This window comes from Photobacterium gaetbulicola (assembly GCF_003025515.1).
Taxonomy (GTDB): domain Bacteria; phylum Pseudomonadota; class Gammaproteobacteria; order Enterobacterales; family Vibrionaceae; genus Photobacterium; species Photobacterium gaetbulicola.
Map to the genome: position 1 here is coordinate 56,645 of NZ_PYME01000020.1, position 24,149 is coordinate 80,793.

A 24,149-nucleotide genomic window follows, 5' to 3' on the forward strand; every position below is an offset into this window, starting at 1 on the left:
ACATAACGGAGTAAAATTTTGTTATGTTCTTTTTGTTTTATCACACTCTGTAGGGCTAAATGTGGTAGCAATGGGAGTTAGCGAACATTTTGTAATCCGCTTTGGTAAAGGCGTGGCTTACCTATGTCGAAGGCGTTACAAATTAAAAAAATACAAACAATAATGTGTGGAGGATAGATGCAGATAACAACTATTGGCTTTGACTGTGAAGACACAGTCTTGGTGATGACTTCAACTCAATCCACAATAAACACTCCGTTGTTGAACAGCTCATTGATGATTTCATTCGAGGTTGAGCCTGTCCCCAGCCCTAATGCTGCGACATCGATATTTTCAACCGCGATGTTTTGCTGAGCGCTATCGCTCACCGCGACCGACAGATTCACTGTCTCCTCAGCATCGATACCAGCCGTGATGTTATTGAGCAGGCGATCGAGATCGTCTTCGCCGTTATCCGGTAAGATCTCAGCAATATCGAGCTGATCGAGATTGATTTCGAAATCTTTCACTGTATCGGTAAACGGCGTACCGGAGGCGGAGACATCTGCAGCTTGCCAGGTAAAGACATCAGAGGCACCGTCACCGTTGCCGTTGAGACTGCCTCCCCACAGTTCATCATTCCCTGCACCGCCAAGCAGCTCATCGCTACCACCCGCACCTACTAAGATGTCATCAGCCAATCCACCCAACAAGCGCTCATCGGCATCGCTACCAACAACAAGATTTTCGCCATCATTATCCCCCGCGCCGACTTCATTACCCGTGTTAGCGAGATCATCTATACGAACGCCAATCAGCAATTGGGTCGATTCGGCCTCGCTACCATCAATTTCCTGCGAAATGCCAACCAAGGTTAAGCTGTTTGGCCCTTCGGGAAGGTCTGCCACGAAGGTATTGTCGAGATCACTGCTTGCCACCCGCCAGCTACCATCACCATTATCGGTGCCGATTTCAGTTCCAGCGCTATCAACCAGCCTTCCGGCGCCAAGGCTACGCACCTCAACAAACAGGGTTTCATCGGCATCGGCGGGGATCACCACTAGCCCGAGCAAGGGTACTAGGGTAGTTGATGCCAAAGAACTTTGCGCCGCCCGCGTATCAACGAGTTGGGGAACCGTGAGCTCAAGTGTTGGTGGCTCAGGTTTAGGGGTAACCGTGACATTAATCGTCGAAGTCGCTTGCTGCGGCCCACCCGCCCCCATATTGCCGTTATCGTTGGCAACCACAGTGATCACGTCATCGCCTTTAAACTCAGGATTACCGAGGTAGGTGATCCCAGCCGATAAGGCTGCATTGATATCGGCAAGGCTACCTTCCAAAGTGACAGCGGCACTGCCATTGTCAGTGATGGTGACACCAGCAGTTTCAACCGCCGTCAAGCTGCCATTGTTTGCCGACAGTGTTACCGTCATTACTCCGCTACTACCCACCTCGTCAAAATCGATATCAGTCACACTCAAGCCATTGATCAATAAAGGTGAATCTTCCTCTGCGATCTGATCGCCAATAGTCGGAAGCTCTGGGGCATCGTTAACGGCTTCGATATCTAGGTTAATTGTCACGAATTGGGCAATATCATCCGTAGCCACATCGGTTTGGTCTACCGCTCGGATTTCCAAGTCCAGCTGGCCATTCCAATTGTCACTGTTGGCATCGCCAGGGATAAACACCAAGCGATCTAAGTCCGAGCTATCGACCGTGACCAGCCACACTCCACTACCCTGATCCGTTACCGTGCCCGTTACCCCATCCGGCAGGGTAATTTGGCTGGAATCGGGTACATTACTGATTTGGATCTGCAAGGTTTCAGGCGGGTTTTCCGACACATTCGTACCTGTACCGGTGTAGCTATCACTGTCATCAAACGCTTCAATATTGAGGACAAGATCAATATTGTCGTCCTCGGTACCTTCTGCGGTTGGAGTGACATCAATATCCACCCTATCAGCTATCGGATTCACGACGACAGTAAAGTTTGCCGTGTTTTCGACTGGCAGATCCAGGCTATCTTCCTTGGAAAAAACCACAATCTCTAGCTCGACCGAGCCGCTGAAATCTTTCGGCGGGATGAGGCCAAGACTGCTCAAGTCAATAGAATCGCTACCGGGAGGGACAGCCACACTCCATTCCCCGCCACCATTGTTGTCAGCACCACTGATGATGAAGCCTTCAGGTACATTGACAATTTTGAGCGATAAGATCGACTCAGAGCCGTCTATATCGACGACATTACCGCTGATACCGGAAAAACTGATCGACCCGCTGTCCTCATCACCCTCTATCGGTGTATCTATGCCAACAAAATTCACTTCGTCATTAACAGCAATGACTTCAAAAGTAATGCTACCGTCAAAGCTTTCGGTATCAGTTTGGGTCGATGCCCCTGTGGTTTCGTCATAGTCTGCTGTATCAACAATCGTCACCGTGACATCAAGCGACACATCACCACTAAAATCTTGCGGCGGGACATACTCGATAGCACTGAGCTCATTGCTATCGGTAATGGTCAGGCTAGTAACCTGCTCACCCGCCGCATTGAGCAAGAAGCCACCGGAACTACCCACACTGATCACAGCTTGCTCGATAGTCTCAAGCCCTTCCAAGGTTGTCGTACTGATATCGGCGACCGTGGCGGTGACATCCAAAATAATGGTGCCATCTTCAAAAGCTATGTCGGGATAGATAACTTCCGGCTCGCCGTCTTCAACAGGCTGCCTATCAGCATCAAGCCCCTGAGTTTCCACCACCGACACACCAATATCCGGCACGCGTTCGTTGTCCCCTGTGCGTTCGGGAACATCAACAATCGGGTCTATCCGGACAGGTATCGTGTCGGTAACTTCGTTGAAGTCACCACTTTCGGTATCGGTATTGACGTATTTCACATCCAGCAGGAAGTCACCAGCAAAGTCCTGGGGAAGGTTCAATGTGATTCCAGACAGATCGACACTGCCATCAGCCTGGACAGGCACTTTGATCACATACTCACCGGTCACAAAGTTGAAATCCATAGCTGAAATCGTTGCGCCATCAGGCAAGCTCGCCGCGCTGATGACCAAGGAAAACTCATCATCTCCCTGGTTCTCGCCAACTGTACTGAGACTGACAATTTGGTTAAGGAAAGTCCCGAGGGTGACTACGGTATCTTCTTCGCCTGTCACGACAACACTGTCATCAACAACGATGTCGGCCGCCAGTTGGTCGTTGAGCGCATTGCCTTGGAAATCAATTGTCAGCGTGCTGTTGACGATTTCAATCGCGCTGGGGTTCACATCGTCACTCTGATCTTGCACCTCGGCAGCAATGGCTACCACGACCTCACCCGTAAAGTCGGATGGAGCGAGGATCTGGATATCCTCCAAGCTGCCCTGCGGCACTGTCCAGCTGCCATCACCGTTGTTGATACCACCGATGACGACAAAATCGGCTTCGGGATCGGGGAATGTGATCACTATCGATAGAATGATCTCATCACTGCTCGGATCGAGATCTTCAAATACGATCTGGCCGTCAGAGTCAGGACCACCACCAAGATCCAAGCTGCCGTCAATAGACACAATCGTATCAACAAAGTCCGTAGTACCTGTCGGGATCACGCCTATCTCGGCATCCGGCTCGACAACGGCCTGGATAATGACATCCAAAGTGCCATTGACCACTTGAACATCAGTTGCCGGCGAGTCGACATCGACTTCTGTCACTGTCACCTCAGTGGTAATCGCCGAGGCGCCTGTCAAGTTTAAGTCAGAGTCCTCTGGAGCGAGTAATTGCAACTGCGCTCCATCCGATAACTGAGCCAACTGCGCGTCGCTTAAGGTGACAGATCCAGCAGCGTCAACAGTCAACGTGGTAATCGTGCCGCCATCATTGATCTGTAAACCATAATCAGCTTGGATATTATTCACCACCAAGCCGGTAATTTGCTCTTTGTTATCGGTCAGTACCGGCTGCCAGTTGAGGTTAATCGGCTCATCTTCCAACCCGTTACTTTGTCTTGTGTAGTCCTCGGCATCGACAACAGGTTCGATATGGATCACCAACTGGAACTCAAACTCCCCTTGGTCACCATCATTTTCTGTCACCACAATATTGGCATCGAGCACTATATCTTCTGTGCTGTTTTCCGGCGGGCGAATACTGATAGCGACAGGTTGGTCAGGGTCGCCAATCTCTTCCCCGGTTAGTTTCACTTCGTAGCGAGGGAGACCGTCATCATCAAACCCCACAAAAACCAAAGTTTGCTCGTTACCCTCGGCATCAAAAATCCGGGTACCTTCAGGGATATTGGACACCACAAAGGTCAGGGTTTCGGATTCATCCAAGGGCGCATTGGCAATTTCCCCAGAAACCAAACTGAAATCGAGAACGGCATCGGTATCTTCATCAATCGTGGTTTCGATACCGGGAACTTCACCATCAACAATCTCGGTCCAGTTACTGCCACCGAGCTCAAATTCAGGTTCATCAACCACGCCGGTCAATGCGACTTCAATAAATTGCTCAGGCGTGACCAATACGTCTTCGACAGTGTCGACCGTGCCATCTTCAAGAGTAATATCGACCACATCCTTAACAACCCCTTCCACTTTGATTTGAAAGTCGACATTACTTTCCGGCACCGGGATCAGCACGACCTGATCTAACTCCTCATAGAGAATTTCATACACGCCACTGGCATCTGGCGTCAGCACAGCGCCATTTTGTGACAACTGCGCGCCATCAGGTAGCTCTGAAATGCGCACAAACAGGGTTTCAACCCCGAAATCATCATCGAGATCATCCAGTTCAGTCAGTTCGATAAGCGGAGCCAGGGCAATGGGCTCATCTTCAAGGGATTCAACCCGACTCACTTTCAGTTGGGCATCATCGGCAACAGGCAGAACATTGATCAGGATTTCTTCGGTAATTTCTGCGGTTTCCGAGCCCGGTACAAAATGCCCAAGCTCGGTGCTTTGTGCGGTGAGGTTCAAACGGATATCACCGCTGAAGTTATCGATAGGATCTATCTCTATGGTATCGACTGCGGTGACTGATACTTCAAACACCCCCGGTTCTACTTCAGTGATGCCCTCACCAATGATCTGGGCTTGGCCTTCGGTAATTGTGATGAAATACGTCAACTCTTCAGAGCCATCGGTATCTTGCAGCAGCGCCTGAAATGACTCGCTGAGGCTGATGTTATCGCCATCCTCCTCGCCGTCACCGTAATAAAAAACCGCGGTATCTGCAAAAACCGGTTGATCGGCAATGCCCAGCACACTGATAGACAAGGTGCCATCTTGCAGCGGCTGGTTAACCCCATCGCTGGTCACCACTTCGGCAGTCACAGTGAAGTCCAGCAAATTGTTTGGCTCAAACAGGGTGGAATAATCAGGCTCCGGCACAAAAGTGACGCCTTGCAGCTCAAACACGCCATCGCCATCAGGATCGACAAATGCAGCAGGGTCGATCAGAACTTGTCCTCCGGCTGGCACAATCTCGACACCGTTAAGAAAGAATTGACCATGGGGATCGGCGGGGAGAATGATAAACACATCGCCGATCTGCTCACCGCGATCCGCATCCCCGATGTCAATCGACATATTGATCGGGATCCCTGTGGTGGGATCCCCCAAAAATTCATCAGGATTACGCCCCTGATCTTCGACACCTTCTGAAGGCTGCACCACCAAGGTCGGCTCTTCATCGGTAATGGTGATCGTCAATGTGCTTTGACTGATATCGTTATCACCATCAGTGACTTCAAAATCCACATTGGCAACAATCGGCTCCGCACCATGGTCGAGATCGGATAGCGAATTAAACAGCACTTGCCCTTCGGCAGTGATCAATAACTGGCCGAGCAATTGACCGTCTTGGTTGACATCAAAACTGAAGAAGCCCTGTGCATCCGGCGTGCCTGTCAGCTCTTGCCGCACGCCTTCAATAATGACCGCAGTGACTTCGGCATCATCGGCCCCTTCTTCTGGCACCGTGAGTACATCCAGGGTTTCTGTCGATTCCCCCTCTTCAATAGATTGGAAGGCCGCATCTTGAGTTTGCGGGATGTCATCTTCAATCGTTACCGCAACGGTGACAGCAGCGCTAGCGTCGTCATCTTGGTCGATCGCAGTCACCGAGAACGCAATCGTCAGCTCGGTATCGTTATCTGGCTGAGCATGATCCAGTGCACCCAACAAGGTAAAGCTATAGCTATCATCAGCGGCCGTGCCCGTTGCGCTAAATGCCAATATGAAGATAACCACACCGTTAACTTGGCCTTCATAGGTATTGTTGGTGGCGTTGAACACCAAAGTAACCTGCTGCCCGCCTGCCGTTAGCGTACCGGCATTGGCAGTATTGAATGCATCGACATCGACTTGGTAATTCACGATTTCATCCGAGCCAGAATCAATCGTGATGGTGCCTGTCGCTACCTGCCCATCACCATCTGGGTTTGAGCCCGGGTGGAAATCGCCTCCTTCATCAATATCACTTTCCAGTACAGTCGCCGAAGTAACGGTGTCAATTTCCGGATCGGTTCCGTCAGTAATGGTGGTCGTGATAAGTGCAGGGGTTATAAGGAAATCACCATCGGTATCTTGCACCTGAATTGGCAAGTCGAACACTATGGTATCGTTTTGCTGGCGAACCAAGCCGGTATTGTCCGTACCATTGTGATCCAGCGGTTTCAGCTGCGTGACTGTCACCGTGATATCAACCTGTTCGCCATCGGCGTTTTGCACCGCGATGATCACCGCAGTCAGTACCGTCTCTCCCCCGGCAGTCCCTCCACCAACCGACAACGTAAGGGTTCCCGTGCCTGAATCCCAAGTCGCAGTAACCGGGAGTCCTCCTGCAGTAATTTCCGCCTCTAGCTCTGCCAATAGCGTGGCTAGCTGAGCGGGATCAATATCAAGCGTATCAGGATCTAACCTATCGACTCCGGCGGCGATCGTGATCGCCGCATCGCCAGAAACGGGGTAACCTTGTTCACCACCAGGATCGCTGTCATCGGTCGTCAGATCGCCTTCGGGAAAAGCAATTTGTGCCGTATTTCCGCCGGCAGGATCTGTTCCGTCTTCGATCGTTACCGTAATAGAACCCAGTGTTGTGTCGTTGTCTCGATCTGTTACCTCTACCGCTAAATCCAGTGTAACGAGATCTGAAGCATCAATTTGATCCAAGGGTTGCAACTGAGTGACACTGTAACCCCCATTGGTATCGATCGAGATTTCCAGCACCACAATATTCGGGTCATCAGCCCTTACAACCGTAATTTGATTGCCTATTACGGTAAATACCAGCGCGAACCCGTTGCTCGTCAATGTTTCTAACGAAGGTTGAGCGGCAGAGAAAAGGACAGAAATAACATCATCGCTGCCTTGAATAACCTCAATATTACCCGTTCCCGATGAGAGGCCGTCGTCACCTTCATTGAGAGCTAGACCAAAGTCATTGCCAAAGGCAGGATCATCACCATCTTCAATATTGATAGTGACAATACCAGTGTTGGTATCACCGTCATCATCGGCAACAAGCACATTTAGCAGGATTGATAGGGTGTCATCAACAAGGTGATCGAGGTTGTTGTTGAGGGTAAGGGTGTAGTCACCAGTCGGTGTCATGACTACCGTAAACACAACCTGCGGGGTGCCGTTAACATCAATGAAGGCATTGAGGGTATTGCCACCGACCACTTCGAACTGCACCGGTAGACCGTCGCTCAATAACCCCTCAAAAGCAGGTTGATCATCAGTAAAGTTAATCGATGCCACCGCATCACTGCCCACATCAACGCCAATTTGCCCCGGTCTCGATGTGTTAATATCAGCGGTTTCGTTGACCGTAATACTACTGCCTTCAGCCAATTCCGGTATTGGACCATCGGTAATGGAAGCCACCGCGCTGACCAATGTCGTTAGGTTATCACCGTCAACATCTGTGGCTTGCAAGGGAAGATTAACCGCTATCAGCTCTCCGCTGACCGATACAAACCCCTCGCTGTTGCCATTTGTATTGTGATCCAACGGAGCCGATTGGGTCACCGTCATAGTCAGATCGACATCCTGGCCATTGGCGGACTGTACCGGGGTAAACACAATAGTGAGCACCGGTGTGCCATCCCCCAAAACGCCAGCTAAGGTATTCGTTGCCGCATCATAGCTGAACGTCAGTGCCCCACCACCGCCAGAGGTCAGCTCGCTATTTAGTTCTGCGATAATCGCTGCCAGTTGATCTGGGGCAATCTGGACAGATTCTGGCACCAAGCGATCAGAGCCAGCAACAATCATTTCAAGCTGCTGCTCGGTGAGCGGGTATTCGCTCGGGGCTTGATTGGGTGGTGAAAGGTCAGGCTCAGTAAACTCAACCTCAATGGTGCCGCCACCCGCAGGGTCATCACCGTCATCAATAGTAATAGCAATTTGCCCCGGCACCTGATCGCCATCGTTATCGGTGATCACCACATCCAGCGGCACCACCAAACTATCGCTGTCGGTATGATCAAGTGTGCCGCTAAGCGTTGCCTCAAACTCGCCATCACTATTAATAGTCACCAGCAAGACGGTATTACCCAGAGAATCAACCAAGGTAATTTCACTGCCTACAGGCGTGCCGCCAACCACTAAACTGACCGGATTGCCATCGCTGGTGAAATTCAGTGCGGCCTGTGTGTCAGCAAATAGCAAAGAGGCAATATCATCACTGCCTATATCAATACTGATCGTCCCTTCAACCACCCGGTTAGCGTCACTGGTTTCATCGAGGGTCACTCCGGCACCATCTCCCAAAGCCGGAAACTCACCATCGGTAATCGTCACCGAAACACTGGCGGGCTGAGAGAGATTGTCACCGTCAGTATCCGTTGCCATTAATGGCAAAGTAAGGACGATTTCTTCACCGCTGCTGGTGATATAGGGAGAATCGAGAGTCGTATCAAGGTGATCAAGAGGCTGAAGTTGGGTCGTGATAACCGATACTGTTAGATCATCGCCATTGGCTGCCTGTACGCTGCTAATCGCAACCGTTAGCACCAAGCTGCCATCAGGCAGACGGGCTTCGAGCAGTCCGCTGGCCTCATCATAGGTCACCGCCAACGCTTCGCCTGCTGAGCTCAGCACCGCTTGCAGATCAGCTATCACATCATCGCGTTGGGTCGGGTCTAGGGATATCGAACTCGGATCCAATCTGTCTGCACCCGCAATGATATTCAACGTTGCCTCAACAGACCCAGGGTAACTGCTGGGTTCAAGATCTGGCTCAATCATTGCCACAGCGACGCTTTCACCACCGGCAGGATCGGAGCCATCATTGAACGTCATGACAATCTGGCTGTCGTCGGTATCGCCGTCGTCATCTGTTGCTTTTACATCGACAGTCAGGACCAACTGATTAGTATCAATCGGCTGGTCTAGCGCATCGCTCTGCTCAAGGGTATAAGTACCATCGTTAGCAATGGTAACAGTCAGAATGGCTTCATTTTGGCTATTGAATATCTGCAGTTGGTTCTGATCAATTTGGTAGCTAACTGGCTCGCCATTGCTGGTAAAGCCTGCAATCAAATCCGCTAAATCGGTGCTATCAACAAACACCACGCTGGCAATCGCATCGCTGCCGATATCCAGCTCAATGGCACCGGCGACAGTGCTTACCTGATCCGGAGGGGTGTTGTCAGGGTCGGTGATCTCAGCACCTGAATCGGCACCGAAGGCGGGGATAGCACCATCAACGATGGTGGTGGTTAGTATCGCTGGCGTGTCAAGAAAATCACCATCGGTATCGTTGACTTGGATAGGGACTGTCACGACAATTTGTTCGCCATTGACAGAGACGAAGCCACGACTGTTTCCGCTAGAGAGGTGATCAAGCGGCAGTAATTGAACCAAATCGGCAGTAATGGTGATCCCCAGCCCATCGGCGCTTTGAACAGATGTCAGGGTCAGGGTGACAGCCACCTCGCCATTCGGTTTTGCGCCCGATAGCACATCTGTCGCATCGTCATAGGTGAAAGTAAGAGGTTCTCCGCCTGAACTCAGCTCTTGCTCTAATTCGCTGATAAGATTATCTAGCTCTAGTTCATCGATAGTAACGGTATCAGGATCTAAGCGGTCGGCACCCGGCGTGAGTTCGAAGGTATCTTGTCCACTGCCCGGGTAATCATTGGGCTGCAGATCAGGCTCGATAAAAGTGATCTCGCCAGTTTCTCCCCCTGGCGGGCTATTGCCGTCAATACTGATCAACACGACAGTGCCGTCAGTGCTGTCGCCGTCAAAGTCGGTGGCGGTTACGGCTAATTGCAATACCAGCTCTGCCCGCTCAAGTTCATCAAACGGCTGCATTTGATTGACGACATAGCTACCATCAGTATTGATAGCAATCGTGAGGACTAACTCCCCTCGACTATCGACCAATTCAAGCTGGTTGCCGTTAACCGATACCCTTGTCTCAAAGCCGTTACTGGTTAGGTTTTCCAAGTCAGGCTGTTCAGCGTCAAACACCAAGCTGCTGATCTCATCACTGCCCACATCCAAAGGGACTACCCCTTCGATATCAACGCCCAGTGAATCAGCCTCGTCGATAACAGTACCTTCGTCAGAGCCAAATAAAGGGTTCTCACCGTCAACAATGGCAGAGCTCACCTGCAAGGGGACATCTAGCGGATTTCCAGCCAAATCAGTGCCTTGCAATGGCAGTAATATTGTTAACACATCATCGGCATTGGTAACCCTACCACCACTACTATCAGCAATATGATCAACCGGCCGCTCAAGCTGTGTTGTGATAGTAACTGTGACATCCCTGCCGCCCGTTTCTGCTGATATCTGAAATGTAACGACAGTATTGCCGTTACTGGTGCCAATAATTGCATTACTACCAGCATCGAAACTGAAAACAACTGGCTGTCCGCTGGAGGTTACCTCTGCATTGAGCTCTTCAAGCAAGTCAGCCAGTTGTGAGGAGTCAAAGGTGAATGAGCCGGGTTCTAGTGGCAGTGAGCCTGCATTCACGATTACTTGCGCCGAAGACTCTGAGGGATAGGTGTTCGGCACAAAGTCTGCTTCGGTAAGCTGCATCGCACCCGTTTCACCACCAGATGCGGCAAACAAAGGAGGTGATTCATCTTCAGCAGTCTCCTCCCCGCGCTCGAAGCGGGTATCAAACCCGGCTTCAGCCAAGATAGCGTCACCATCATAGTTGATGATGACAAAACCAGCATTGGCCCCCTCAACACTGCTTTCCGTTCCCGCGGCTGGCGGCGCTAAGATATCGCTGGGATCGGCTCCGGCCAGGAGCTGCTGCTGAATTGCAACCAGCTCTTGTTCGCTCAGTGCCCGCTGAGCCAAAGAGGCTTCATCAGGAAATTGGGCCAACGGCTGAATAGTCCACGTCGAGGGGAAAATTTCCAGACCGGGATCGACACCGCCAGACGGAGCCACCAGCACGCATGTCGGGCAGGGCCAATCAACCAATACCGGTTCACCATTTTGCATGACCACGTATTGTGCGCTGTTGTCTGCCAATAGCAGTTGACCGGAAGCAATACGGACACCTTCACCTGTGCCAACCGACTGGGTAGTTCCATCGGCTTGGACGATGTAGACTTCCCCTTGGCTCACCGTCAGTTCTATGCCTGCTGGGTCTTTTACACCTTCAGGGCCAGCTTCAGCATTTTCACCACTGGGTTGGATCTGTTTAGAAGATGAACCTATCGACGATGATTCCGCCATACACACTACTCTTGACTGGTGGGAGAAGAATTTTTTCCCTACAAGTCTAGTCTCGGATTCGAGCCAGCTTTCACAAACCCTAAACGGTTCTCAGCTTTTAGAATTCCCAAACTCGCTACGCCAAGACACCTCGCCGTGCTCTATTATCTTGAGCAAGTGTCTGCTCTTACCAAAGTCATAAATAACAAACAAAGCGCAGGTAAATAATAGTTTTCGTTACCACTATATGGATGTGGGTTGGCTAACGTGTCTTTCTGTACGAGGTTAAGTACGAAGGCATGACGAATAAAAGTTCTGCTATCAAGCCACAGCATCTCGATTACGTCAGAGATTCCCACTATGCCTTATTGCTAGAGGCATCCGGCCGTTCACGTCTGTTGCTTTGGTGCGTCGGGCTGTTTTTTATTGCTGCCATTATCTGGGCAGCTTATGCCCCGATCGAGCAGGTCACCCGGGGAGAGGGGAAGGTGATCCCCTCTTCGCAGCGTCAGATAATCCAAAACCTTGAAGGTGGTATCGTCAAGGCGATCTTGGTGCGCGAAGGGGAACAGGTCACCATCGGCCAACCCCTTCTCCAACTAGATGACACCCGTTTTAGAGCTGATTTCGAAGAAAAGAACCAAGATCGACTTGGTATTGAAGCCGACGGCATCCGACTCACCGCCCTCCTTAACAGCATCAAGATATCATCTCCGGACAAATCGCCCAGCAAACTCTGGCGTCAATCTGTCATCATCTCACCGACAGACCTGACGTTTCCCGAGCCTTTCCACCAGCAAAATGCCGACTTAGTAAAAAGGCAACAAAACGAATACCGTGACCAGCTCGCCAGTCTAGATAACCAGCTCACCCTGATAGCCCAGCAAATTCAGCAAAAAAGCCGCGAGTTGGAGGAAGCACAAGCCAGATTAAAAAACCAACAGCAGAGCTATTACCTCGCCAGCGAGGAATATCGCATTACCAAGCCGTTAGCCGATGAAGGCGTGGTGCCCAAGGTCGAGCTGCTAAAGCTACAGCGGCAGCTGAATGAGTCACTTCGTGAGGTGACCTCAACCAAGCTGCAGCTCCCGGCCATGAAAGCAGCACTGAACGAGGCTGTTTTCAAACGACTTGATATTGCCCTCAACTTTCGCTCGGAGATTCAATCGGAGCTCAACCAGAGCGCCGATAAACTCGCTGTACTGAACCAATCGCATCTGGGCTTGCAGGACAAGGTGACACGAACCCTCGTCACCTCCCCCGTCAATGGCACGGTACAAAAAATCCATATCAACACGCTCGGCGGTGTTATCCAGCCAGGCATGGATCTTATCGAGGTGATCCCAACCGAAGACAGCTTGTTGGTAGAAGCGAAAATTTCCCCGCGGGATATCGGCTTTCTAAGGCCAGGATTAACCGCCGTAGTCAAATTCACCGCCTATGATTTCACCCAGTATGGCGGCCTGACCGGCACACTCGAGCATATCAGCGCTGATACCCAGATTGATGATGAAGGCCACAGTTATTACCAGATACGGATCCGGACCGAAGACACGGACTTTACCGATCAGGCAGGGCAGCCTCTGCCCATTATCCCTGGGATGAACGCGGTAGCGGATATCATTACCGGCGAGAAGACCGTCTTGCAGTATTTACTCAATCCAGTGCTGAAAGCACAACAAACAGCGCTCCGAGAGTGATCATTTTAAGGACTGCCTCCGATGACGACGATACCCAAACCAGTTTTGCTCCCGCCGTGCTGTCTCAAGCTAACTCTGATAGTCAGCCTGCTGCTGGCGCCCAATGCAATAGGTCAATCGCTGGAGCAAGCCGTGGCCGATACACTCACGACCAACCCTGAAATCAAACGGGCTTACAATGCGTTCATGAGCCTGAACCAAGCCACCCGCTCAGCGGTTGGTGACTACTTACCCTCTGTCGATCTCGAGACCAGTGTCGGCTACGAGGATTACGACAATAGCACCAACAGCACCGGGGACTATGAGCCGCTCGATGCCAGCATCAGTTTGCGCCAACTGATCTGGGATGGTTCTATTACCTATCATGATATCCAGCGCAACAAGGCCGAAGCCGAAGCGCAGCGCTACCAGTTGCTAGCGGATGCGCAAGACAAGGCCCTGCGGGTGACAGAAATATACCTAAATACTCTTGAAGCCCAGGAAGTGTTGACCCTGTCGCAATCCAATTATGCCGTGCACCAGAGGATATTCACTGACATCAAGAAACGCACGGATTCCGGTATTGGCTCAACCGCTGATTTGGCCCAGATTGAGGGGCGACTCGCCCGCTCGCGCTCCAACCTCATTGCCGCCGAGAACAACCTTCAGGATAAAATCACCGAATTCTACCGTGAAGTGGGCAGCAATCCCGTCAACCTCGAGAAACCAGAGGTCGACCAGAACTACATTCCCACTTCACTCGACAACGCTCTCAATCAGGCCAAAGACAACAACCCGGTATTGTTTGTCGCCAAAAACGATATCGATGCCGCTAATTACCAATACAAGCAAGCAAAAGGGAACTTCTACCCAACCTTCTCTATCGAAGCCTCCCAAGAATGGGGCGAGGACTTAGACGGTACCCCCGGCCATACCGATGAGTTCAAGGCGATGCTGAAAATGGAGTACAACCTATACAACGGCGGTTCCGATCTGGCCGACAGCCGCCGCGCCGCCTACCAGCTCAGCCAGTCCAAAGATGTCCGTGACCGCGCATACCGACTGCTGGAAGAGAGTACCCGTCTGGCCTGGAGCGGCATGGAACTCGCACTCAGCCAAACCCAATACCTGCAACAGCATGTCGATGCTTCGGCTCGCACCGTTATCGCCTACGAAAAGCAATTTAAGATCGGCAAGCGCACCTTGCTCGATGTACTCAACACCGAAAACGAACTGTTCGAAGCAAGGAAAGCCTATCTCGGCGCCCACTATGCCGGCATTCTGGCCAAATACCGGGTGCTGAACGCAACGGGGCAATTGTTGGAAGAAATGCGGGTTGATGTGCCCAGCCAGTGGTCGGAATCGGTACGCTAGGGAGAACCATGATGAGAACCTGCACCAACGCGTTATTGAGGTTACTCGCCAGTATCTTGGTACTGATAACCGTCACTGGCCTCTTGGCCGGGTGTTCGACCCAAGCCGCAGCCCCACCGGTTACCGAGCAATCAAGAGACTTGATGGATGACGATGCTGACGGGGTGATCAACGCCCGCGACAAATGCCCGGGCACGCCACATTCCGCTATTGTCGACAACGATGGCTGCCCTAGGTTGGTCGAACGTTCCGAGTCCAGTGACCTTCATATCCTGTTTGCCAATGACTCCACCGTGATTCCCACCAACTTCCTTGGGCAAATCAAACGCATGGCCGACTTTTTGGCCAACTACCCAGAAGCCAGGATCGAACTGAAAGGCTACGCCAGTCCTGTCGGCGCTTCTGATTACAACCTCGGGTTATCACAGCGCCGAGCCAAGGTCGTCCGCCAGCAGCTGATTGAATTCGGAGTCAGCCCAAACCGGATAAAAACCCTCGGCTTTGGCGATACAGTCCCTGTTGCCGCCAACACCCGGGAGCAATCCAATACGCTGAGCCGACGTGTCACGGCAAGAGTGCGGGGGGAGCGGGGGAATGTGTTGGAAGAGTGGACCATTTTCTCACTACGAGCCGACTAGCCCGCAATGAAGATGAAGGAGGTTAGCATGCTATTGATCTCGCTGCTGCTCAGCGGAACTGGGCTTCACTCCCCACATCTCCCCGCCGCCCAACCGGCCATCAGTTCGTCCCCGCTGAGCACCGAAGAAGAGGAGATCGTCAGGCTTATCAATCATACATACGGCAAACAGGCAGCAATGAGAACAACGGCTTGGCGGCAGTTACTGACAGCCTCCAGACAGCAAGATGAGCTAGCTCAACTTAAGCTGGTCAATGATTTCTTTAACCAACTGCGGTTTCTGAACGATATCGAGATCTGGGGCCAAGAAGACTATTGGGCCGCTCCCCTTGAGTTCTTGGGAGCCGGAGCAGGTGACTGCGAGGAGTTCAGTATTGCAAAATACCTTTCTCTGCGCGAACTAGGGGTAGACGATGAAAAGCTGCGGCTAGTTTATGTCAAAGCCCTTACCCTTAACCAGTTCCATATGGTATTGGCCTACTACCCGACCCCCAGTGCCGTCCCCTTGCTGCTCGATAACCTGACCCCAGACATCTTGCAGGCCAGCCAACGCTCAGATCTGCAGCCTATTTACAGCTTTAACGCCAGCAAGCTGTGGCTTATAAAACAGCGAGGGCAAGGCCAGTTAGTCGGCGATCCCAGCCGCATCAAGCATTGGCAATCGCTGCAACAACGGGTACGACACCATCAGCTCACCGTACCTGTACTGTGGCTAGATCGCGAATAGGAGGCAATACGAAACTATGTCACTCTATCGCCAGTTATTTTTAGGGTTAAGCCTATTATTCCTGCTACTGCTAGCCGGGATCGCTTTTAGCCAATTTACCACCACACGCAGCTATTTGGTTGAACAGCAAACCCTCGAAATAGACAATGCCATCCATGCCGTCGGGCTGGCCATCTCCCCCTACCTCGAACAGGATGACACGGTCGCCATAGAGTCGGTAATCAATGCCATGTTCGATGGCAGCCTGTACCAAAAAGTCACGCTGCAGCTGCTGAAGGGAAATACCATTATTGAACGGTCCTACCCCGCCCAGCCAAGTGATGTCCCGCACTGGTTTCGGCAATGGGTCAACATCCCTGCCGTAACACGGCAAAACACCCTAACCAGCGGCTGGCTCCAGTACGGAAAAATTACCGTCACCAGTTATCCAACGCTGGCATACCGGAAACTGTGGCAAAGCAGCTGGCAATTACTGAGCACATTCATCATCGGCTTTGCTATCGGCGTACTGGCCTTGAAGCTGTTACTGGATCAATTCGTCAAAAAGCCACTGCGCCAATTCCAGCAAAAAGCCCATGCCATTGCCGACCAGCACTTTGGTCAGCCACTGCCCGTACCACCAACCAAGGAGTTCATCCCGCTGACCCATGCCTTCAACCAAATGGCGGCCAAAATTGAACAGCACTTCAACCAGCAAGCCCAAGAGGCCGATCTGCTCCGAAAACGGGCGTACCAAGACCCGGAATCCGGGCTCAATAACCGCAAGCGGCTCCTCCTCCATCTGGAAGACTGGCTAGAGCAAGACACCACCGGGACTATTGTGATAGTGAGACTAGAGGCCATAAGCCGGCTACGGAGCCAGAAACACTTTCCGCAGGCGGCCCAGCTCGCAGAAAAAGTGGGCCATCACTTAAAAAGTACGGCCTCTGCCCAGGCGAAACTAGGGCGACTGAGCCACAGTGAATTTATCATTATCCGGCCCGAGCAGGCCGATGCCACCGACGAAGAGCAAACCACCCAAGCATTGCAGAGCTTGCTTGATCAGCTCAGCCATATTCAGGCCCGGTACTCGCCAGAGAGCCTCCAGCCCGTTTGTGGCGGAGTTATCACCAAACAAGCTCGAAGCTCACTGGCGGTGTCCGCGCTACTGGCCCAGTGCGATAATGTGCTATCCAAAGCCCAGCACAGCCCTACCCGCATAGCAGCGATTCGCCATCAAAAGGGGCCGCTCCCGAAAAGTGAAAGCCAGGGCAATCAAACACCACAGCACGCTTTGCAACAAATGCATCAACCCGAACACCTGCTATGGGGCAAGCAGCAATGGCTCGAACTTTGCCAAACCGCAATCGACAATGACCGCATTACCCTGTCTTTCCAGACGGTCAGAGACAGCCAACACCACCCCCTTCACCAAGAAGTCTTTGCAGTACTCAAGCACCATGAGCATTGCTATTCCGCTCATCTGTTTATTCCGGCCCTCAATGCCCTCAGACAAACCTCACCGTTGGATCGCCACATCATCCAAAAGGCAGTCCATTACCTATCACTTCACCAAACCTTTCTGGCAATCAACATCGCGCCGACGTCGATTGCAGATACCGAATTTATCCAATGGCTCGACAGCTTCCTCGCCGAACATCCTGTCATCAGCCAGCAGCTTATTTTCGAGTTGCCCGAGATCGCTTTTCTCGAAGAGAGTGCTCAAACTCGATTGCTGTGCCTGGTTCTCGACAGGCACCAGTTTACCTATGGCATTGATCATTTCGGCCACCATTTCGACTCAGTGGGCTACTTGCGCCAATATCACCCCAAATATGTCAAGATCGATGCCGATTTTACCCGCCAGCCAGCCGACGGTATTCAGCACGATGCCCTCAGGGCACTGATCCAGACAGCGCATCACCTCAATATCAAGACCATCGCAACCCGGGTTGAACACCAACCTCAATATCAGGCACTGAAAACCTTGGGGATTGTCGGCTTCCAGGGCCACTACATCACCGTTCACAAGGAGGCAAACCATGGCAGATCCTCTTCTTAATGCCCTGCACTTCCTCTGCCACCACTACGGCCAGCCCCATTCGATGAAAAGCCTACTGGCAGGACTGCCGTTGCAAGACGGCTTGCTCACTCCGCATTTGCTGCCAAGGGCGGCGAACAATGCCGGTTTCCAGGCCGAAGAGGCGGCTCTTAGCCTATCCCAGCTATCTCCGTTGCTGCTGCCCGTCATCGCCCTGCTTGACAGCAACCGAGCCTGTGTACTGCTTGATATCGACCAAGATAAGCAACGGGCGGAAATTGCCCTGCCCGGGGGATTGGACCCAAGCAACGCGGATGCAAGCGGCAGCCAGACCGCAGAAAAAAGCTGGGTAAGCTTCGAGGAGCTGGAGTGCCAGTTTCTCGATCGGGTATTCTTGTTGAGGCAGCCCTTCCAACATGACGCCCGCACATCAACCGATACCGGTGCCGGCAAAGCGCCTAAGGCCAACCAGGCCTGGTTCTGGCAGACATTGTGGCAATCCAAATTCCTGTACCGCGATGTGCTGATAGCCTCGGCCTTGCTCAATCTCTTTGCCTTGGCCATACCGCTGTTTACCCGACTGATTTACGACAAGGTCGTGCCCAATCAAGCTTTTGACACCCTGTGGGTACTGACCAGTGGTATGGCCATCATTTTTGGCTTTGATTGGCTGCTGAAATATCTGCGCAGCTATTTCATCGACATCGCCGGCAAGAAAACGGACATTCTATTATCCGCTGAGATCTACCGTAAGGTCATGGGGCTGCAGCTCGCTGCCCGGCCACCTTCTGTCGGCGCATTCGCCCGCCACTTGCAGGAGTTTGAGTCTGTCCGGGAATTCCTAACCTCCGCCACCATCGCCGCCCTGATTGACCTGCCTTTTGCCCTGCTCTTTTTACTGGTGATCTATATCATTGCCGGGCCGATCGTGATTATCCCGGTTATTGCCATCGCTTTGCTGGCGCTGTATAGCCTATTGATACAAAGGCCGCTGCAAGAAACCATCGAAGAAGGATCTCAGCTTGCCGCGCAAAAGCATGCCAACTTGGTCGAGAGTGTGGCAGGACTTGAAACGGTAAAACTGTTCAACAGCCAACCCCAATACCAGCACCGCTGGGAGCAGGCTGTGGCTCATATAGCCCACTGGGGGATCAAATCCCGCCGCCTGACCGACTCGGTCCACAACTTGGCAGGCCTGAGCCAGCAATGCGTATCAGTAGGAGTGATTATCTACGGGGTGTACCTCATTGCCGCCGGACAATTGAGTGTGGGCGGCCTGATTGCCGTTTCGATGCTGACCAGCAGGGCGATTGGGCCGATGGTTCAGTTATCGCAGCTCTCCACCCGCTACCACCAAGCCAAATCGGCTATCGTCATCCTCAGCGATATCATGGCCATGCCCGATGAAACCCGTCACGACGCAACCTCCGACCGCACCCAGCCGCTGAGCGGGCACCTCTGCTGTGACAACCTGACGTTCAGTTATCCCAATGCCGAAACCGCCGCGTTACAGTCGGTCTCACTGACCATAAAAGCGGGTGAGAAAGTGGCAATCATCGGCAAGATTGGCTCGGGCAAAACCACCTTACAACGGCTATTGATGGGGCTCTACCCGCCAAGTTCTGGCGCTGTGCGCTTCGATAATATCGATATCCATCAATACCACCCCCACACCCTGCGCCAACAGATTGGCTGCGTTCCACAGGACAATGCATTATTTTTCGGCTCAATTCGCGACAACATTACCCTCGGCTCACCGCTGGCCAGTGACGATAACATCGACCTTGCCTGCCAGCGAGCCGGGGTTCACCTCTTCACCCAGCACGAGCCATCCGGCCTCAACCGGCAAGTTGGCGAGAGCGGGCAATATTTGTCCGGCGGGCAGAAACAAGCCATCACCATTGCACGGGCCCTGCTCAATCAGCCCAAGTTACTGATCTTCGATGAGCCCACCAGCCAGATGGACAACCGCTCGGAGCAGCATCTTAAGCACACCCTCAAGGCGCTTGATAAACGGCATACCCTGGTTTTGTTCACCCATAAAACCAGCATGCTGGACTGTGTTGACCGGCTGATTGTGATGGATCAGGGGCATGTCATCGCCGACGGAGAAAAAAGCAAGGTGCTAGAAACCTTGAAGAGCAAGAGTAGCCAAGCCGCCCCTTAGGTTTGTGCTTTGCCAGAAGTGTTGCAGATGTTAGAGCATGCCGTTTGCCAAGTTTTGCTATGTTTATGTGATTCATCAACCATTTGCTAGGAACGTCATCTTATGTATCCCCAGAGCAACAACCTGTATTGGTTGGGAATAAATGCACCAGAGACCGAGTTATTCGAAACGGTCGAATTACTCGGTTCCATTGATGATCTTCCTGATATCTGGGGAGGGGTAATATGCCTAAATTTTGACAAACCTGACGAGCAGGATCACAACCTCTTCTTGATGTTGCGCCAACCCAAACTCTGGACCTGGGCTGTGTATGTCGTAAACCAGAACCGCTACAGTGAATGCCTTTGCGACGGTATTTTCGATGAGCAATCAGCCTATAAGAACTGGTTAGATATCAACCAGAAACTAAGCCGAATTCCCGATATCGCGCAAGTTGAGCCTCTCATCGGCTGGCTGGGTGTCCAGCGGGCACGGCGGATCAAACCACTCAAGCAACTTTGCTCTCTCGGGATCTACCAATACCCCATTGTCGATGCTTTCTATCCCGACCTCTATTCCTCCCATCGCTTTGTACTCGGAGAAACTAAGCGGGAAGTACTCGAGCCAGACAAACTTATCGACCGCATCCGAGTTTGCAAGCAGTGTAATAGTGGACATCTTAACTATGTCGAGGTCTGCCCAAGCTGCAAAAACATCGATATCAATATACAGTCTTCGCTACATTGCTTTACCTGTGGCCATGTTGGCGACCAACAACTATTCTTGCGCCGAGGGAAGTTGGAATGCCCCAACTGTCTAACCCAACTGCGACACATTGGTGTTGACTACGACCGCCCCTTGGAAACCCACCGCTGTAATGCTTGCTCCCACCTATTTGTTGAACCTGACACCCTCAGCCATTGTTTAAATTGTGAAACACAAACGGAAACGGCTGAGTTGATTGTGCAAACCATTTACCAACTTAAACTGGGCCAATTAGGGGAATATGTTTATCAGCACGGTAAGCTATTGCAGGCACCGGAGCTATCGATCAAAGGAAAGGTAGATGCCGGGTATTTTGAAAATATTCTGATCTGGCTTAACAAAATCGCACTGAGGCACAATGAAAGACACCTCCTTCTCAGTATGTACCTACCCCGCCTAGAGGAGTACAGCAACCTCTATGGCGACAACAAAATGTTTGCCTTGCTCGACCAGATCACTTTGCGTCTCAATGGCCTGTTTCGCGATACCGATATCTGCTGCCAATATAAACAAGACATTCTGCTGGTTCTAATGCCCAAAACCGCCATGGCCAGCATCTCAGTATTGCAGGACAAAATCGAACAGCTCAGCCGCCTAATTGAAGAAGAGCAGTTCGAAATGCATGTATCTGCGGTACAAATACCGGATCCTGCCATTAATGAGGGCACCAAGATCTGGCTGGCGAATGTGATAGGTGACATTTATGCTGCAAGATAGCCTTGCCATCTTTAGCCAACTTTACCTGGTGCTGATCCATAACCACGTGTTGTGGCTCATGCTGTTCCCTATGCTTCTGATTTTCGAGCTACCATTATACCTCTTGGTTCTGACAGGGATCTTTCGCTGGTCGTTTCCAACAGCTGAACAGCCAATAACTCACTACCCATTCCTCAGTTTCGTTATTACCTGCTATGGCGAAGGTGACGACATTGAAATCACCATCGACACCCTCGTCGAGCAAATCTATCCCGGACAAATCGAAATACTGGTCATCGTCGATGGAGCAAGCCAGAACCGAGAGACCTATCTGGCGGCAAAACGCTGCAAGCACAAACATCAATTAGCAAGGCAAAGAAAAATCATCGTTGTTCCTAAGTGGCAACGTGGTGGGCGGGTATCTAGCTGCAATGCTGGTCTTGCAATGGCCAAGGGAGAGGTCATTTTCAGTCTTGATGGCGATTCCTCCTTCGACAACGACATGGCATTCAACATGGTCAAACACTTCAACGATCCCAACACGATGGCTTGCGGCGGGGCTCTGCGGGTCAGAAACCACCAAACCAATCTTCTCACTCGGTTGCAAGCTATCGAATATATGCTGTCGATACAAGCCGGTAAAACTGGCATGGCAAGCTGGGGGGTACTCAATAATATCTCGGGGGCTTTTGGTGCGTTTAATACCGCTATAGCCAGGCAAATCGGAGGGTGGGACACACATAGTGCCGAAGATCTCGATATCACAATAAGGTTAATGCAATACAAGAGGCGCTACCCTCACTACCACTTATCTTTTGCTCCCCATGCTATTGGCCATACCGATGTCCCCGATACCCTCCGCGGCTTGGTCAAACAGAGATTGCGTTGGGATGGTGACTTACTTTTTCTCTTCTTGCGCAAACATCGCCATAGTTTAACGCCGTCCTTACTCGGTTGGGGGAACTTTGTTTTTACCCTAGCCTATAGCGTTATTCAAAATATCCTACTACCAATTATTGTAGCCGGGTACACCTTCTATATTTTTGCTTCTTTCCCAATAAAACTTGTCATCGCGCTAGCGTTGATGCTCTATCTGATCTACCTGCTTTTCTCTTTGCTGCTGTCTGTCATCTACTATTTTCTTATTTCTGAGCGACGAGATGACTGGAAAGCATTTGTTTGGCTTCCTCTTTATCCTATCTACCAGTACTTCATGCGGCTGGTGACCGCTTTTGCGATGCTCAATGAAGCGATCCGCCGCAGCCATGAGGAATCGAGCATGGCACCATGGTGGGTATTAAAAAGAGGTAAGAAGTTCTAGGTATGAAAGTCAAATTCCACCTCGACAAACAACTCAAACCACAATCTGAAGGTGGAATGAAAGTTGTCTATGGCCAAACTAAACGCAGCGGGTATAAATTGCGTTGGTACCTGATCCTTGCGCTGGTTATTAGCCCCTTGCTTGCCATGGCTTACTACCTGTACCGCACTCAGGTACTCGTCATTGCACCCGCAATCATTACCTCCTATCCTGTAACTATCCTATCGACGGAAAAGGCTATTGTATCGCCCATACCAACCGCTATTGGCGATGCTATAACCAAAGGACAGGCTGTGTTCTTACTCAGCGACAGCACGCTGGATGCCGAAACACGCTTTATTGAGGAAGAGTTGCTCAAGCTTTCTCCTCCCGCCCCGCAAATCAACCACTTGTACCAAGATTCAATCGCGCAGTCAGAACAAAACCTAGACAAATTCAAACAAATACAACGCAACTACGATACTTTCAGGGAACAAGGACAGGTCTCTGAGGTAGATTACGCGTCAATACTCAACATAAGCAACTCACTGTACAACCAGCTCAACAACCAAAAACTGGCGTATATCGAAGCACAACGTCACTTAAGAGAAATCGCATTAGCCGGCCCGGTGAGCCAAGCGCATCGAGCCTTGATGCAGCAACTTGTCGCCAAACGCGCCCAACAAAACAATTTAACAATACGCAGCCCATTTGATGGCCGAGTCATTGACATTCACGTATTAGAAGGCGAGCGGATCAACGTTAACACCCCGTTAATTACGGTCTCAAAGAATATAACGCCAGATGTCATTGCCTACCTCAACCCGAAATACCTGGAATATGGCCAACTAGGTACGCTTGCTAAGATCACCTTTCCAGATGGCACCAGCTTTACCGCTTCAGTCAACAAGCCAGTGGAGGTCGTCAATAAGTTACCCCAAGAGTTGCTTACCCCCTTCGAAGGACAACCGGCATACCTAAAGATCACCCTTCGCTTCGAAGACGACCTAGACCCCAAGTACTGGATTGAAGGCATGGAGGTCGAAGTTCGATTTTAATCATTGCCATATATAAAGCTAACGCGTTGAAATATTTATGTAAAAAAACAAAGGTAGTTT

At 51.3% G+C, this 24,149-nt stretch carries 10 protein-coding genes; 9 read left to right on the plus strand and 1 reads right to left on the minus strand.

All coding sequences use genetic code 11. The features are described from left to right. Positions 1–236: 236 nt before the first annotated feature. Complete coding sequence (locus C9J03_RS17400; protein WP_044621513.1) at positions 237–11,708, minus strand: retention module-containing protein; 11,472 nt, start codon at positions 11,706–11,708, stop codon at positions 237–239. A gap of 278 nt (positions 11,709–11,986) precedes the next feature. Here C9J03_RS17400 and C9J03_RS17405 point away from each other — a divergent pair, with 278 nt between their 5' ends. From C9J03_RS17405 to C9J03_RS17445, 9 genes are all read left to right on the plus strand, one after another. Further along, complete coding sequence (locus C9J03_RS17405) at positions 11,987–13,387, plus strand: HlyD family type I secretion periplasmic adaptor subunit (RefSeq protein WP_044621514.1); 1,401 nt, start codon at positions 11,987–11,989, stop codon at positions 13,385–13,387. Positions 13,388–13,408: 21 nt separating this feature from the next. Next, complete coding sequence (locus C9J03_RS17410) at positions 13,409–14,740, plus strand: TolC family outer membrane protein (protein ID WP_044621515.1); 1,332 nt, start codon at positions 13,409–13,411, stop codon at positions 14,738–14,740. A gap of 11 nt (positions 14,741–14,751) precedes the next feature. Beyond that, positions 14,752–15,378: an OmpA family protein gene (locus C9J03_RS17415; RefSeq protein WP_044621516.1), complete on the plus strand. Its 627-nt coding sequence runs from the start codon at positions 14,752–14,754 to the stop codon at positions 15,376–15,378. Positions 15,379–15,405: 27 nt separating this feature from the next. Continuing rightward, positions 15,406–16,104, plus strand: coding sequence for a transglutaminase-like cysteine peptidase (locus C9J03_RS17420; protein WP_231580596.1), 699 nt, complete (start codon positions 15,406–15,408; stop codon positions 16,102–16,104). Positions 16,105–16,120: 16 nt separating this feature from the next. Beyond that, the gene (locus C9J03_RS17425; protein ID WP_044621517.1) at positions 16,121–18,145 is read left to right on the plus strand and encodes a bifunctional diguanylate cyclase/phosphodiesterase; all 2,025 of its coding nucleotides are present in this window, start codon (positions 16,121–16,123) and stop codon (positions 18,143–18,145) included. After that, positions 18,126–20,291 (plus strand): type I secretion system permease/ATPase, encoded by a 2,166-nt coding sequence (locus C9J03_RS17430; protein WP_044621518.1) that lies wholly within the window; start codon positions 18,126–18,128, stop codon positions 20,289–20,291. The genes C9J03_RS17425 and C9J03_RS17430 overlap by 20 nt, the downstream gene beginning before the upstream one ends. A gap of 102 nt (positions 20,292–20,393) precedes the next feature. After that, a complete protein-coding gene (locus C9J03_RS17435) occupies positions 20,394–21,752 on the plus strand; it encodes a TackOD1 domain-containing metal-binding protein (RefSeq protein ID WP_044621519.1) in 1,359 nt (452 codons plus the stop codon). Next, complete coding sequence (locus tag C9J03_RS17440) at positions 21,739–23,052, plus strand: glycosyltransferase family 2 protein (RefSeq protein ID WP_044621520.1); 1,314 nt, start codon at positions 21,739–21,741, stop codon at positions 23,050–23,052. Before C9J03_RS17435 ends, C9J03_RS17440 begins: the two co-directional genes overlap by 14 nt. A 2-nt stretch (positions 23,053–23,054) precedes the next feature. Further along, on the plus strand, positions 23,055–24,089 hold the full coding sequence (locus C9J03_RS17445) for an HlyD family secretion protein (protein ID WP_044621521.1): 1,035 nt from the start codon (positions 23,055–23,057) through the stop codon (positions 24,087–24,089). Positions 24,090–24,149: the final 60 nt, after the last annotated feature.